At 65.1% G+C, this 13423-nt stretch carries 11 protein-coding genes; 6 read left to right on the top strand and 5 right to left on the bottom strand.

Annotation, left to right across the window (positions count from 1 at the left end; translation table 11 throughout):
- Nucleotides 1–9: 9 nt before the first annotated feature.
- Nucleotides 10–1107 carry a branched-chain amino acid ABC transporter substrate-binding protein gene (locus tag U5A65_RS12000; protein ID WP_321934144.1) on the bottom strand — a complete coding sequence of 366 codons (1098 nt, stop codon included), beginning with the start codon at nucleotides 1105–1107 and terminating at the stop codon, nucleotides 10–12.
- Nucleotides 1108–1643: 536 nt separating this feature from the next.
- Here U5A65_RS12000 and U5A65_RS11995 point away from each other — a divergent pair.
- Nucleotides 1644–2267: an XRE family transcriptional regulator gene (locus tag U5A65_RS11995; protein WP_321914598.1), complete on the top strand. Its 624-nt coding sequence runs from the start codon at nucleotides 1644–1646 to the stop codon at nucleotides 2265–2267.
- A gap of 10 nt (nucleotides 2268–2277) precedes the next feature.
- Here U5A65_RS11995 and U5A65_RS11990 read toward each other — a convergent pair whose 3' ends face one another.
- The gene (locus U5A65_RS11990) at nucleotides 2278–3303 is read right to left on the bottom strand and encodes a DUF1338 domain-containing protein (protein WP_321946367.1); all 1026 of its coding nucleotides are present in this window, start codon (nucleotides 3301–3303) and stop codon (nucleotides 2278–2280) included.
- 162 nt (nucleotides 3304–3465) lie between these two features.
- Between U5A65_RS11990 and U5A65_RS11985 the strand changes: the two genes are divergently transcribed.
- The 4 genes from U5A65_RS11985 to U5A65_RS11970 all read left to right on the top strand — a co-directional run bounded on the left by U5A65_RS11985 (nucleotide 3466) and on the right by U5A65_RS11970 (nucleotide 7851).
- Nucleotides 3466–4377 (top strand): LysR family transcriptional regulator, encoded by a 912-nt coding sequence (locus tag U5A65_RS11985; RefSeq protein ID WP_321946366.1) that lies wholly within the window; start codon nucleotides 3466–3468, stop codon nucleotides 4375–4377.
- A gap of 103 nt (nucleotides 4378–4480) precedes the next feature.
- Nucleotides 4481–5722, top strand: a complete 1242-nt coding sequence (locus U5A65_RS11980; protein WP_321946365.1) for an FAD-binding oxidoreductase — start codon at nucleotides 4481–4483, stop codon at nucleotides 5720–5722.
- Between the two features lie 60 nt (nucleotides 5723–5782).
- Nucleotides 5783–6691 (top strand): bifunctional Delta(1)-pyrroline-2-carboxylate/Delta(1)-piperideine-2-carboxylate reductase, encoded by a 909-nt coding sequence (gene lhpI / locus U5A65_RS11975; protein ID WP_321946364.1) that lies wholly within the window; start codon nucleotides 5783–5785, stop codon nucleotides 6689–6691.
- An 80-nt stretch (nucleotides 6692–6771) separates the two neighbouring features.
- Entirely contained in the window at nucleotides 6772–7851 is a 1080-nt protein-coding gene (locus U5A65_RS11970; protein WP_321946363.1) for an asparaginase, read from the top strand.
- A 47-nt stretch (nucleotides 7852–7898) separates the two neighbouring features.
- On the opposite strand, the gene U5A65_RS11965 is transcribed toward U5A65_RS11970, so the two are convergent.
- Both U5A65_RS11965 and gltA read right to left on the bottom strand, forming a co-directional pair.
- Complete coding sequence (locus tag U5A65_RS11965; protein WP_321914592.1) at nucleotides 7899–10169, bottom strand: amylo-alpha-1,6-glucosidase; 2271 nt, start codon at nucleotides 10167–10169, stop codon at nucleotides 7899–7901.
- 249 nt (nucleotides 10170–10418) lie between these two features.
- Nucleotides 10419–11720, bottom strand: a complete 1302-nt coding sequence (gene gltA / locus U5A65_RS11960; protein ID WP_321914591.1) for a citrate synthase — start codon at nucleotides 11718–11720, stop codon at nucleotides 10419–10421.
- 382 nt (nucleotides 11721–12102) lie between these two features.
- Between gltA and U5A65_RS11955 the strand changes: the two genes are divergently transcribed.
- A complete protein-coding gene (locus U5A65_RS11955) occupies nucleotides 12103–12504 on the top strand; it encodes a hypothetical protein (RefSeq protein WP_321914590.1) in 402 nt (133 codons plus the stop codon).
- A 115-nt stretch (nucleotides 12505–12619) separates the two neighbouring features.
- Here U5A65_RS11955 and U5A65_RS11950 read toward each other — a convergent pair whose 3' ends face one another.
- Nucleotides 12620–13405: an alpha/beta hydrolase gene (locus tag U5A65_RS11950; protein WP_321946456.1), complete on the bottom strand. Its 786-nt coding sequence runs from the start codon at nucleotides 13403–13405 to the stop codon at nucleotides 12620–12622.
- Nucleotides 13406–13423: the final 18 nt, after the last annotated feature.

The raw sequence follows: 13423 nt of genomic DNA, 5'->3' as shown, positions 1-13423 counted from the left end.
CGGTTCAGGTCAGTCGGTGGTTCGCGTCGTGACCGGCACCCACGCCACGTTCTTGACCTGATACAGCGTCGAACTCGGGCTCTTCAGGTCGCCCTGGGCATTGAACGCGATCTTGCCCGTAATGCCATCGTAGTTCGTGGCCTTCAGCGCGGCATTGAACTGCGCCGGCGTTGCGGAGCCCGCCTTCTCCATTGCCGAGATGGCGACCCACGCCGCGTCGTAGGCAAACGGCGCGTAGGCGAGCATGTCGATGCCGTACTTCTGCTTGAACTTCGCCTCGAAACCCTTGCCCTTGGGCAGCGTGCCGAGCGGCTGGCCGTATTCCCATACCGAAGCGCCATCGGCGGAATCGCCGGCGAGCTTGATGAAGTTCGCGTCCATGACGCCGCCGCCCGCAAGGAATTGCGCCTTCAGGCCAAGCTGACGCATGCGTTTGACGATCATGGCCGCCTGCGCGTCGAGTCCGCCGAAGAACACGAGATCCGGGTTCGTGCGCTTGATGCTCGTGAGCTGGGCGCTGAAATCCACGGCCTTGTCGTTCGTGAACTCGCGCGCGACGATCGTGCCGCCGCTCGCCTTCACGGCTTTCTCGAACTCGTCGGCCTCGCCCTGGCCGAAGGCCGTACGGTCGTCGATGATGGCAATGCGCTTGGCCTTCGTCACCGTCGCCGCATAGTTGCCCGCGTTGCCGGCGTTTTGCGAGTCGGTTGCGATCACGCGGTAGATGGTCGGGAAACCGCCCTGCGTGATGGCCGGATTGGTCGCCGCCGGCGTGATCATCGGAATGCCCGCCTTCGCGTAGATCTTCGAGGCCGGCAGCGTCGTGCCCGAATTGAAGTGGCCGATCACGACGGCCACGTTGTCGTCCACGAGTTGCTGCGCGACCTGCACGCCGATGCGCGGATCGCTCTGGTCATCCTGCGAGTCGATCACAAACTTGACCGGCTTGCCGCCGATGGTGGGATGCGAGGCATTCGCTTCGTCCACGGCCAAGCGCACACCGTTCTCGATGTCCTTGCCATACGCGGCGCCGCCGCCCGTGAGCGGGCTGGCCACGCCGATCTTCACCACCATTTCCTGCGCGCTCACCGCGCCGGCAACCAACATCAACGACGCTGCGATCGCGCAGCTACGACGAGAAGCGAGGAAACGAGAGTGCATGCGATATTCCTTCGGTATCTGAAGCCGGCACGTGATGCGTCCGAATAGTCGCGCGGACCTTCGGCGCACAGGATTCGTCTCGCGCCGCACGATGCCGGGCGGCGGGACGTGAACGGATTGTCTGCAGCGCTTACGCGTGCATCAAACGAAATCTAATCACCACGTAATGCGCTTTTCTCATCAAGCCCGCTCACGCGGGGAATCCGGCAACGCGTGGCGCACGCTCTGCAGACATTGGGAGATACCCGATAGCGCCGATCCGCCTGCTTGTGCATGAATGTTGTGAAAAGGCGGATTGTGCGGGCGCCCTGCCTTGCGCGAACTGGGTTTGCGTCAGAAATCATCAACTTGCAGATGACCAGATTACTTAGTCCTGCATACTGATAGGCGGCATGACACAGTCGACGCCACACAATACGCAAATGTTATGATCGGAAACATAGAGTACGATACGAACAACTAGCGAACACCCGAGTCCCCGAATGGAAACCTCGTCCCTCAAGCCCGCCGAGCCTGCTTCGGCGGAGCTGGGCAAGCGCGTCAAGGCGGCCCGGCTGAAGCACGATTACACGCTCGAGGCCGCCAGCCGCGTGTGCGGCGTGTCGCGCTCCACGCTCTCGAAGGTGGAAAACGGCGTGATGTCGCCGACGTTCGACGTGCTGCAGAAGATCGTTCACGGCCTGAAGATCGACCTCGGCGAACTGTTCGGCTCGGCGCCCAGGCCGCGCGCGAGCGGACGCCGCGCGCTCACGCGCAAGGGCGGCGGGCAGCAGCATGCAGCGGGCTGCTATCAAATGGAGTTGCTGGCAACGGAACTCGCGCACAAGGCGATGCACCCGTTTCGCATTCGCGTGACGGCGCACTCGCTGGACGAGTTCACGGAATGGGGCCGGCATGAAGGCGAAGAATTTCTCTTCGTATTGAGCGGCTCGGTTTGCCTCTACTCCGAGCTTTACGCACCGACGCATCTCGAAGCCGGCGACAGTATTTATTTCGACAGCCGCACGGGTCACGCGGCCGTCTCCACGAGCGAAGAAGACGCGGAAGTCCTCTGGCTCATCAACGAACCACACCCGGACACGCAAGACGGCGCGCCGGGCGTTTGAAACACCCGCTTTACGCGGCGTTCGCAGTCATTTTGAAAATGCCGGTGGCATTGCCCGCGTCGAAGCGCAAGTCGGTCTGCCAGCGGCGCGTGGCCTGATCGAACGTGCGCTTGCGCGTGATGAACTCGTAGAACGAACCCGGCACCTCGCGCGTCACGCGCTGGCCGTCGGCGGTTCGGAACTCGCGCGCCACAGTATCGGCGCGATACGCGGTTTGAAACACGCGGCCCGAGCGCGAAGTCTCGACGCTGGGCTTCATCGGGCGCCCCTTGGACTTCTCGTCGTCCGAGAGCTTGAAGACGTCTTCCACGCGGTCGGTCGCGTGATTGAAGGCGTTGCCCTCCGTTGCGATCCACGCCATTTCCGCCGATTCCTGCAACAACGTCTCGTAGTCCGAAACAGATGGCACATCGTGCTGTCGCGCGAATGCCCCGACGATCAAGGGCAGCAGCTGCAGTGCCGCATCGATGGGCAGCGAGCCGTCGCGTTCGAGCTCGGAAAGCTGCGCAATGGCCAGCGGCGTGAGCGGGTCCTTCGACGCGCCCACCACGTTCGTCACGGCTTGCTGGAACGCTGTCGAAAAGCGCTCGGGGTGCAGTTCGCTCACGAAGAACTGCGCGATCTCGTCGGGCGCGTCTTCGTGGGCATAGGCGCGCCCTGTCATGCCGAGCTTGTCGAGCGGATAGCGGCCGTTCAGGCGAAAGCCGAGCGGGCGCAGAATGCGCGTGAACGCCGCTTCGCCGGGCGGCAGCGCGCCGTTGTGCGCCCAGCGCACCGTGCGCAGCGCGCCATGGTCGAAGTACACCGACCCACCCTGCGCCACCGTATCGTTGGTGTACGTGCGCCCGTTGGGCGAACGCTCCAGCAGGTCTTCAAACAGCGCCATGTTCATGGCCTGGGAGAGTTCGGCGCGCGTGACGGTGCCGCTTTCCCAGTCTTCGAGCATCGAAGGAAAGTTCAGCGTGTCAAAGAGGGTTTCGGTTTTCTCGCGGCCAAGCAGCGCGGACAACAAGCGTTCTACGTTCGAATTGCGCATCACCAATCTCACAGGAAGCGACCGCCTGCCAACCGGCAGCGGTCATCAAACGGGCCGCTGGCCATCGGCTTCGGCCAGCTATACGTGAAACGCATTATTCGAATGGTTGCGCGCCGCGTAAAGCGAGATTAAATTGTCACTTGATGAGTTTCCGGAATCAACATGCGCAAGTTCAAGATCCCGAACATCGGCGCGCTCACGGCGTTCGAAGCCGCGGCGCGGCACGAGAGCTTCACGCACGCCGCCAAAGAGCTGTTCCTCACCGAAAGCGCGGTGTCGCGCCAGATCGCCACGCTCGAATCGAATCTCGGCGTGCGCCTTTTCGTGCGCGCCAAGCAACGGGTCGTGCTCACGCGCGCGGGCCGGCTCTACAGCACCCAGGTGCGCCGTGCGCTTGAAAATCTGGACCGGGACACGCTCTCCATCATCGCGCACGGCAGCGGCGGCGGTTATCTGGAACTCGCGGTGCTGCCGACCTTCGCCTCCGAATGGCTGATTCCGCGCCTCAAGGACTTCTACGACCGCACGCCCGACGTGCGCGTGAACATGGGTGTGCGCACCGAGACCTTTTCGTTCGAGGAATCGCATTTCGAGGCCGCCATCCACTACGGCAGGCCGACCTGGCCCGGCACGTCGTCCGATTTTCTGTTCGGCGAGGAAGTGGTGCCGGTGTGTTCGCCGTCGCTGCTTGCCCGGCCCATCAAGAAAGCGCATGAACTGCTCGCCTACCCGCTGCTGCACTCCACCACGCGCCCGGACGGCTGGACGCGCTGGTTCTCGGACCTCGGCGTGGAAGACAACGCCACCATGCACGGCGTGCGCTACGAACTGCACACGATGCTGATCGCAGCCGCCGCCGCCGGGCTCGGCGTGGCGCTGGTGCCGAAATTCTTCGTGGAAGGTCAGCTCGAACGGTTTGGCGTCGTCATTCCGTTCGAGGCGCCGGCTATTGCCGATGGCGGCTACTACTTCGTCTACCCCACCGAACTCAGCCACGGCAAGCCGCTGGAACTGTTCCGCGCGTGGCTGCTCGAGCAGGCAAGCGCCTACAGCGCCTCGCAAGGCCGCGACTGATCCGCAGGCCGCAGCGTGCACGATATACGATCAGAAAAAAGTTTCCTATAGGAAATAATTGGGTTAGCATCGGAAGAAATCACTTCTTCGTCGCGAGACAGACATGGAAGACGTCGTCGTCATCGGTGCGGGCATCGTCGGGGCCTGCGCCGCGCTCAACCTGGCGCAGCGCGGCCTGCGCGTGCGTATCGTCGACAGCGCGCCGCCCGGTTCGGGCTGCTCATTCGGCAACGCCGGGCTGATCGCGGTCGACCATGTCGCGCCGCTCGCGAGCCCCGAGACGATGGCCGGCCTCTCGCGCATGCTGCTGCGCCGCGACAGCCCACTGCGTCTGCACAAGCGCAGCTTGCCGCGCATGGCGCCGTGGATGCTGGAGTTCGCCGCCCAGGCGCAGCGCCCGCGCTTTCGGCGCAACACGCGCGCGCTCGCCAGTCTCGTAACGGGCGCGGCGCAAGCCTGGCGTCGTCTGCTGGATCGGCATATCGCCACCGAACTCTTTCGCGACATCGGCTCGCTCTACGTGTTCGAACAACCCGTTGCGCACGCAACGGAACGCGTGCAACTCGATCTGCTCGACCGGCACGGCGTGCGCTACGAGACGCTCTCGGCTGAGCAGGTTCGGCGCGACTATCTGCCTTCGCTCACACCGCATATCAGCCATGCGCGCTACTTTCCCGGCATGGCTTCGGTCACGAATCCGCAGCAGGTCGTCGTGCGCATTGTCGAGGCCGCGCTCGCAGCGGGTGCGAGTTTCACTTGCGCCGCCGTCGACGCATTGCGCGTCCTGCCCGACGGCCGCGTCGGCGTCACGCTGAACGGCGAGACGCACTCAGCGGCGAAGGTGTTGATCGCAGCCGGCTCGCGTAGCGCCGAACTCGCACAGCAACTCGGCGCGAGGATTCCGCTGACCAACGAGCGCGGCTATCACGTCCAGCTCGCCGCACCCTCGCAAGACACGCTGCGCGTGCCCGTGAGCTTCGTCGAGCGCGGCTTCACGTGCAATCCGATGGCGCAAGGCATCCGGCTTGCCGGCACCGTCGAGCTCGGCGCGCGCGGCGCGCCCGACTGGCGTCGCGCCGATCTGCTCGCCACGCAATTCCACACGCTCTTTCCCGGCGAGCCAGCCCCGCAGGTCGCGAGCCGCTGGTATGGCGAGCGCCCCACGCTGCCCGATTATCTGCCGATGATCGGAGAGGTCTCCGGCGCGCGCAATGCCTTCGTCGCGACCGGCCATCAGCATCTTGGCCTCACGCTCGGGCCGCTCACCGGCGAACTCGTCGCACAATTGATGGCGCGCGAGGCGCCCGCCGTCGATCTCGCACCGTTTCGCATCGACCGCTTTTGAGGCCGCGGCTGCCATTCACGCCGCCCCACCCACGCATCATTTGTCAGGAGAGACTCTTCGATGGAGCCCATCGCGATTTACGACGCAACCGCCACGGCGCGCCTGCTCGACTTCGGCGCGCTGCTCGACGCCCTCGCTACCGCCGCGCAAGACCATGACGCGGGCCGCATTCACGCACCCGTGCGCACGGGTGTGCCGCTCAAGGGCAACGGCGTCATGCTCTCGATGCCCGCCAGCGCCGACGACATCGCCATTCACAAGCTCGTGAGCGTGTGCCCCGCCAACACGGCGCTCGGCCTGCCGACCATCTTCGGCGCGGTGACGGTGTGCAACGGCGCGACGGGCCAGCCCGAGTTCATTCTCGACGGCCCGACCGTGACCGGGCGGCGCACCGCGGCGCTCTCGATGCTGGGCATGCGCGTCTTTCACCCAGGCGCGCCGCGTGCGTTTCTGTTGATCGGCACCGGCCAGCAAGCGCGTTTTCATGCCGAGGCAATCGGCCAGCTGTATCCAGCGGCAACGCTCTACGTGAAGGGCCGCACCGAGGCGTCCGAAGAGGCATTCCGCGCTCACCTCGCGCAATCCGGCGTGCACGCAACGCCCGCGCACGGCGCCGTGCCCGAATCAGTCGATGTGGTGATCGCCGCGACCACGAGCAAGACGCCCGTGTATGACGCCGAGGCCCGCAACGACCGGCTCGTGATCGGCGTTGGCGCCTTCACGCCCGACGCCGCCGAAATCGCGCAGGAAACGGTGCGCGCAAGCCGCGTGTTCGTGGACGATCTGGCAGCCGCGCGCGAAGAAGCCGGCGACCTGCTGCAGGCCGGCATCGACTGGGCGGACGTGCGCACGATCGGTTCCGCTGTGGCGGACGGCGCGAAGCAGGACGGCACGCCCGTGCTGTTCAAAACGGTCGGCAGCGGCGCGTGGGATCTCGCAGCGTGTCGAGTGGCGCGCGACAAGCGTTAGACCGCCAGCCGGATGCCCGGATTAGAATCGCACATCGATCGCGCAGCGCGATCCCATCCGAGGCACAAGGCAGACGAACCATGACGACGAGCGCTCCCCAACCCGCCGTAAAAGTCCTGCGCGGCGGGGTCATCGAAACCACGCATGTCGCCCACATTGCCGTGGTCGACGCCCAGGGCCGCCTGCTCTACACATTCGGCGACCCGCATCGCATGACGCTCGTGCGCTCGGCGGCCAAGCCCGCGCAGGCGCTCGCCGTGGCCGAGACGGGGGCGCTTGCGCGCTTCGGCTTCGACGACGCCGATCTCGCGCTCATGTGCGCCTCGCACAGCAGCGAGGACCGCCATATCGAGCGTACGCGCGCGATGCTCGCCAAGGTGTCCGCTTCGGAGTCGGACCTGCGTTGCGGCGGCCATCCGCCGTTGTCCGACGCCGTGTACAAGGCGTGGATCAAGCGCGACTTCACGCCGGGCGCAGTGTGCAGCAACTGCTCGGGCAAGCACGCAGGCATGCTTGCGGGCGCGCGCTCCATCGGCGCGGCGCTGGCCGACTACCATCTGCCTTCGCATCCCTTGCAGCAGCATGTGAAACGCGTCGTGGCCGAGGTTTGCGATCTCCCCGAGACGGGCGTCGAGTGGGGCATCGACGGCTGCAATCTGCCTACGCCGGCCTTCCCGCTCGACCGGCTCGCGCGGCTCTTTGTCAAGCTCGCAGACGCGCAGGATCACGTCACTATCGCGACCGACTCGCGCTCACAAGCGCTCGCCCACATCTATCGCGCGATGACGTCGTATCCGGAACTCGTGGCGGGCGAAGGCCGCTTCTGCACGGCGCTCATGAACGCGTTCGAAGGCGCGCTCGTCGGCAAGCTGGGTGCAGCGGGCAGTTATGCGATTGGCGTGCGCGCAAACGCGGCGACTGCGGCGCACACGGGCGGCCCGGCATTGGGTATTGCGGTGAAGATCGAGGACGGCGATCTGACCGCGCTCCATGCCACCGTCGTGGAAGTGTTGAGGCAACTGGGCATCGGCACAGCGGAACAGATTGCACAACTAAGCAAATTCGACGCCCCGCGCATCGTCAACACGATGGGTGTAGAGACGGGTTACGTTGCGCCACAGTTCACGCTGGAGCGCTTCGATCACCCATCCGGCAAGTAAGAATGGATGAGCCAGGCGCGGGCCTTGAAAGCCCGCGCCAAACTCACTCACAGCAACGCCACGACCTTCACATCGCTACGATCGGCCGACGCCACGACCTTGCCGTCCACGCGGCGGAACATCAGCGTCACCGTATTCTTGCCCACGCGCAGATCGCCGACTTCGAGCCAGTCGATGCCTTCGGGCAGCATGGGCTGCTCGACACGCACCTCGTTGCGCGCCGCGTCGATCGTCACGCCAAGACACGCTTCGAGCATCATGAACGGCGAACCCGCGGCCCACGCTTGCGGCAGGCAGGCCACCGGATACGCCGTGGGCGGCTCGCCGCGTCGGCGCGGGAACCCGCAGAAAAGCTCAGGCAAACGCATGTCGAACGTCACCGCGGCCTCGAACAGCGCCTGCAGCAAACGCACTGCCGCCGCCTTGCGGCCATAGCGCGCCAGGCCGCGCGCGCACAGCGCGTTGTCGTGCGGCCAAACCGAGCCGTTGTGGTAGGCCATGGGGTTGAAACGCGCCTGCCCCGCCGCGAGCGTACGCACGCCCCAGCCCGTGTGGAACAGCGCCGATTCGAGCACTTCCGCCACCGCGCGGCCGCGCTCCTCCTGCGGCAGCCCAAACGCAAGCAGATGCCCCGCATTCGAAGCGAGCACGCGACACAGTTCGCCGTGACCGTCGAGCGCAATGCCGTAGAACTCCGACTCCGGCATCCAGAACTTCTCTTCCACGCAGCGGCGGATTTTCGCGGCGCGCGCGGCGTAGCGCGCCGCGTCTTCCACCTGGCCGCGATGCGTGGCGAAGCGCGACATCGTCTCGAACGCCGCGCTCGCGTACGCCTGCACTTCGACGAGCGCGATCGGGCCATCTGGGAAACGGCCGTCCGCATGGAACACCGAGTCGTGGCTGTCTTTCCAGCCCTGGTTCGCGAGGCCGCCTTCCGATTCGCGCCGGTAGTCGAGCAAACCGAGTTTGTTGCGGTCGCACACACCTGCGACCCAGGCCGCTGCGCGCTCGAGCGCCGGCCACAACTCGTCGATCAGCGAGACGTCGCCGGTGCGTTCGACGTACGCGCCCGCCAGCACGACGAAGAGCGGCGTGGTGTCGACCCCGCCGTAGTAGAGCGCGAACGGCACTTCGCCCGTGGCGGCCATTTCGCTCTTGCGCATTTCGTGCATGATCTTGCCGACCGCCGCGTCGCGGAACGCGGAGTTCTCGCGCGCCTGATGCTCGGCGAGAAAACGCAGCACGCCGCGCGCGAGCGCGGGCGTGAGCCACAGCGTTTGCAGCGACGTAATGACCGCGTCGCGGCCGAACGGCGTGGAGAACCACGGGATGCCCGCATACGGATACGGGCCGGTCGGCAGGTCGGTGGTGAGCAGCCCCAGATCGGCAATCGAGCGGTTGATCCACGCATTGAAGAGCGGATTGCTCGAGCGCAGGCGCGCCGCCGCGCGGCGGCGTTCGCGCATCACGATATGCGAGTCGACCAGCGCGGCGCGCACGGCCGCGCGGCCCACGCGCTGCTCCTGCGAGTTCGCGAGGCAATGCGGCGGCTGGAAGATGCCCGCGCTCTGCGTGCCCGGTGCGGCGTCGGGCAGCGCCTCCACTTCGATCGCCACCGTGAGATAGATCGAGACGCACGCCTGCGCGGGCAGATCGACCGTAAAGTCCGCGCGGTCGGCGAGGAGCTTGCTCGGCGTGGGCGAGAACTCGATACGCACGCGCCGCGCCACGTGGTCGAGCCCGATGTATTCGAGCCGCACCTCGCCGTCTTCCACGCGCGGCGGCATGAGCGTGCCGCGTTTTTCCCGCTTCAGGCCACGCACTTCGAACATGTCGCGGAAGTCGCTCGCGAACGAGATGGAGAGCGGCACCACGGCGTCTTCGGTGCCGTAGTTCGTGAGTTCGATGGCCTCGGTCATCATCGTGCCGGAGAGCACGCGCTCGCGCTGCACGTGAATCACGCCTTCGGGCGTGGTGGTGCCGCCAAGCGGCGGCAGCGGACGATTGGTGAGGTGGGCCGTGAACACGGCGTTGTCGCTGCTCACGCTGCCCGAAAGCAGCGAGGGCACGCGCCCGCCGAAAGTGAGACGCAGCGACGAGAGCACGCGCGTGTCGTTGACGAAGAGGCCGTCGTCGATGCCGGTAATGTCGCCAAGCGGATCGTTGACGATGAAGGTGCCGCCCGACTTCAGCACATGCTGGTCGGCGCTTGCGACCTCGGGCGTTTCGGGCGCGATGAACGCGCCGTCGGTTTCTTGAGCGGGATGATCCACGCCGCTTGAGCGCGTGACGCCCCCGAGTGTTTCAGGATCCTGCATTGCGTGCCTCCTGGGTCCCATGCAAATGGTTACGGTACGGTTCGCTTGCGGATGATTGTAGTGGCTTCGGCGCACGCGTTGGCAGCCAATGCGTGAAGAATATGCGAAGGATACGCGCGAAATCGGTGGCAAATCCCGGCGCGAGCAAGGAACGTGCGCGGAAAAAATTGCGGGCGCCGGCACGACATAACGTGCAGGCGCCCGAGGAGGCACAGCATGGAGCACGCCGTAAGCGGCGCGCTCAGCGCATCAGCGTTGCGAAATCGGCTTGGCCTCACGCAGCGTTTCGCCGATGAACAGCTGACGCGGACGGCCGATCTTCTGCTCGGGGTCGGCGATCATCTCGTTCCACTGCGCGATCCAGCCCACCGTGCGCGCCATCGCGAAGATGCACGTGAACATCGCGGTCGGAATGCCCAGCGCGCGCTGCACGATGCCCGAGTAGAAGTCGACGTTCGGGTACAGCTTGCGCGACACGAAGTATTCGTCTTCGAGCGCGATCTTTTCGAGCTGCATGGCGAGCTTGAAGAGCGGATCGTCGTGCAGGCCCAGTTCGTTCAGCACTTCGTAGCACGTCTCGCGCATGAGCTTCGCACGCGGGTCGTAGTTCTTGTACACGCGGTGGCCGAAGCCCATCAGCTTCACGCCCGAGTTCTTGTCCTTCACCTGCTCGATGAACTTCGGGATGTTATCGACCGAGCCGATTTCTTCGAGCATGTTCAGTGCGGCTTCGTTCGCACCACCGTGCGCCGGTCCCCACAGACAGGCGATACCGGCCGCGATACACGCGAACGGGTTCGCGCCCGACGAACCCGCCAGACGCACCGTCGAGGTCGAAGCGTTCTGCTCGTGGTCGGCGTGCAGGATCAGGATGCGGTCGAGCGCGCGCACGAGCACGTCGTTGACCTTGTACTCCTCGCTCGGCGCGGAGAACATCATGCGCATGAAGTTCGCGCTGTACGAGAGATCGTTCTGCGGATACACGAACGGCTGGCCGATGGTGTACTTGTAAGCCATGGCCACGAGCGTCGGCAGCTTGGCGATCATGCGGATCGCAGACACCTCGCGATGCGTCGGGTCGTTGATGTCGAGCGAGTCGTGATAGAACGCGGACAGTGCGCCGACCGCCGCCACCAGAATCGCCATCGGATGTGCGTCACGGCGGAACCCCCGGAAAAAGAAGTGCATTTGCTCATGAACCATCGTGTGGTTCGTGACCATCGAGACGAATTCGTCTTTCTGCTGCTGCGTGGGCAGTTCGCCCTTGAGCAGGAGGTAGCAGCTTTCGAGGAAGTCGGCGTTTTGCGCGAGGTTGTCGATCGGGTAGCCGCGGTACAGCAGCTCGCCCTTGTCGCCGTCGATATAGGTGATCGCCGAGTTGCACGCCGCCGTGGACATGAAGCCCGGGTCGTACGTGAACATGCCGGTCTGGCCATACAGCTTGCGGATGTCGATCACGTCCGGGCCGATGGTGCCCTTGTAGACCGGCAGCTGAACGCCTTCAGCCTGGCCGGGGATCGTGAGCGTGGCGTGTGTCTTCGAGTCGATCATTGTGTGTCCTTGAATTGCTGTCACTTCGCAAAAACTTCGCAAAACTTCGCGCAACAGGACGCAGCCGCCGGGTACCCATTCGTCCGGGCCGGCAGTGCTGCGACCGCATGCCGCATTCTACGGCGCGGCGCAGCATCGATTGATAGCGCAGCCAGCAACAATCCCTCCTCAAGACCGCAACACTGCCAAGCTTGCGGCTTCCTTAACGCCGATTCCTGCAACAATATTTTTCTCTTGCAGCGCAACATGTCGCACCCTATCTTTGCGATACTGCTTGACATGCAAGGGTTTTCCATTACTTGCATTTTGTAATCTAGCCCGGTACCACTCGCGGGCTTTTCACCGCCACACGCGCTTAAAGCAAAACGTAAGGAAGCAACAGATGAACATCTCGGTCGATACCCTGTTCGCAGAAGACGAACAAGCAGAGGGCGCCGTCGTCACGGCACTCAATCATCAGGACATCGTTGTCGCACTCTCGGCGGCGCTCGCCAACGAACGCGTTGCCGTGCTGCACATGCTGTATCCGCGCACCGACGCGCGCACGCACCGCAGCCTCGATCACCTCGTGAACGCGCTCAACGGCCACGGCCTGCACCAGGTCGCCCGCCTCGTTTCGCAGGAAGCGCACTATCTCGTGTTCAAGGATCCCGCGAAGGCATGGAAGGCCTTCCACGAAATCCGCAACGATTCGCTCGCGATCGGCGTGCACCTCTACTATGCGGGCCTCGTGGGCGAGGCTGCCGAGCACAAGCTGGACGCACACGCGCACGGCCGCGACTAAGCACAGGTCGTTCGGACTGCGATATTTACCGCAGTTAAAAAATGGCGGCCCCATTGCGGGGCCGCCATTTTTGCATCAGCGCGCGTCTGCCTGGCTCAGTGTGCCTTAGTGTGCCTCAGCGTCCGTGCCCGCTCACGAATCGATCGATCATTTCGTTGAACGCCGCGGGCCGCGCCAGATTCATTCCATGCGATGCGCCCGCCACCGTCGCACGGCGCGCATCGGGCAGCCACGCTTCGAGCGCGGCCACGGCCCGGTGGAACACTTCGGGACTCAACTCGCCATCGATCAGCAGCACGGGGCATTGCACTTCGGCGGTGTGCTCGCGCGTGTACGCGGGCAGCGGATCCTGAAACTGCGGCCCAAGCGTGTGGGCGTTGTCGGTGGCCATGCGGCGAAACGCGTGCGTACTCTTCGCCCAGAAGCCGGGCCGGCTCACCGAATCGACGAACAGCTCCAGCCCCGAGTCCACCTGGCCCGACTCGATCAGCGCCACCGCGCGGGCGCGCAGCGCATTGACGGTCTCGGGCAGCGTGGCGAGCGTCTGGCCCGGCTGCTGCACCGGGCCGCCCGGGTCGGCGAGCGTGAGCGTGCGCACGTGCTGCGGATGACGCCGCGCGAACTGGAACGACACGAGGCCGCCGCGCGAATGCCCGATCACGTGTGCCGGGCCAGCACCCATAGCCTCGACGAACGCGGCAAGGTCATCCGCGTGCTGCCGCCAGCTGAAGGGCTGAGCGCGTGCGGCGTCCCCGGCGGGCCAGTAATGCGTGAGACTCACCGAAACACAGCGATAGTGCGGCGCGAGGCCGGCCAGCTGCGGCTGCCAGTAACGGTAGTCGCACAGCGAGCCGTGCACGAAGAGAAGGAGTTCGCCCTCGCCCCGTTCGATATAGGGCATAGGCAGGCCGCCAGGCAG

The sequence above is a fragment of the Paraburkholderia sp. J10-1 genome (assembly GCF_905220165.1).
Classification (GTDB): Bacteria; Pseudomonadota; Gammaproteobacteria; order Burkholderiales; family Burkholderiaceae; genus Paraburkholderia.
Note: the sequence above shows the minus strand (reverse complement) of the source record. Positions and strands in the feature narration are given on the sequence as shown.

What these genes read in the sequence shown, in the direction of transcription:
- U5A65_RS11970 (WP_321946363.1), top strand. Translation starts at nt 6,772, where the DNA reads ATGACGACGAGCGCTCCCCAACCCGCCGTAAAAGTCCTGCGCGGCGGG.
- U5A65_RS11955 (WP_321914590.1), top strand. Translation starts at nt 12,103, where the DNA reads ATGAACATCTCGGTCGATACCCTGTTCGCAGAAGACGAACAAGCAGAG.
- U5A65_RS11950 (WP_321946456.1), bottom strand. Translation starts at nt 13,405, where the DNA reads ATGCCCTATATCGAACGGGGCGAGGGCGAACTCCTTCTCTTCGTGCAC.
- U5A65_RS11980 (WP_321946365.1), top strand. Translation starts at nt 4,481, where the DNA reads ATGGAAGACGTCGTCGTCATCGGTGCGGGCATCGTCGGGGCCTGCGCC.
- lhpI (WP_321946364.1), top strand. Translation starts at nt 5,783, where the DNA reads ATGGAGCCCATCGCGATTTACGACGCAACCGCCACGGCGCGCCTGCTC.
- U5A65_RS12000 (WP_321934144.1), bottom strand. Translation starts at nt 1,107, where the DNA reads ATGTTGGTTGCCGGCGCGGTGAGCGCGCAGGAAATGGTGGTGAAGATC.
- U5A65_RS11985 (WP_321946366.1), top strand. Translation starts at nt 3,466, where the DNA reads ATGCGCAAGTTCAAGATCCCGAACATCGGCGCGCTCACGGCGTTCGAA.
- U5A65_RS11965 (WP_321914592.1), bottom strand. Translation starts at nt 10,169, where the DNA reads ATGCAGGATCCTGAAACACTCGGGGGCGTCACGCGCTCAAGCGGCGTG.
- U5A65_RS11990 (WP_321946367.1), bottom strand. Translation starts at nt 3,303, where the DNA reads ATGCGCAATTCGAACGTAGAACGCTTGTTGTCCGCGCTGCTTGGCCGC.
- gltA (WP_321914591.1), bottom strand. Translation starts at nt 11,720, where the DNA reads ATGATCGACTCGAAGACACACGCCACGCTCACGATCCCCGGCCAGGCT.
- U5A65_RS11995 (WP_321914598.1), top strand. Translation starts at nt 1,644, where the DNA reads ATGGAAACCTCGTCCCTCAAGCCCGCCGAGCCTGCTTCGGCGGAGCTG.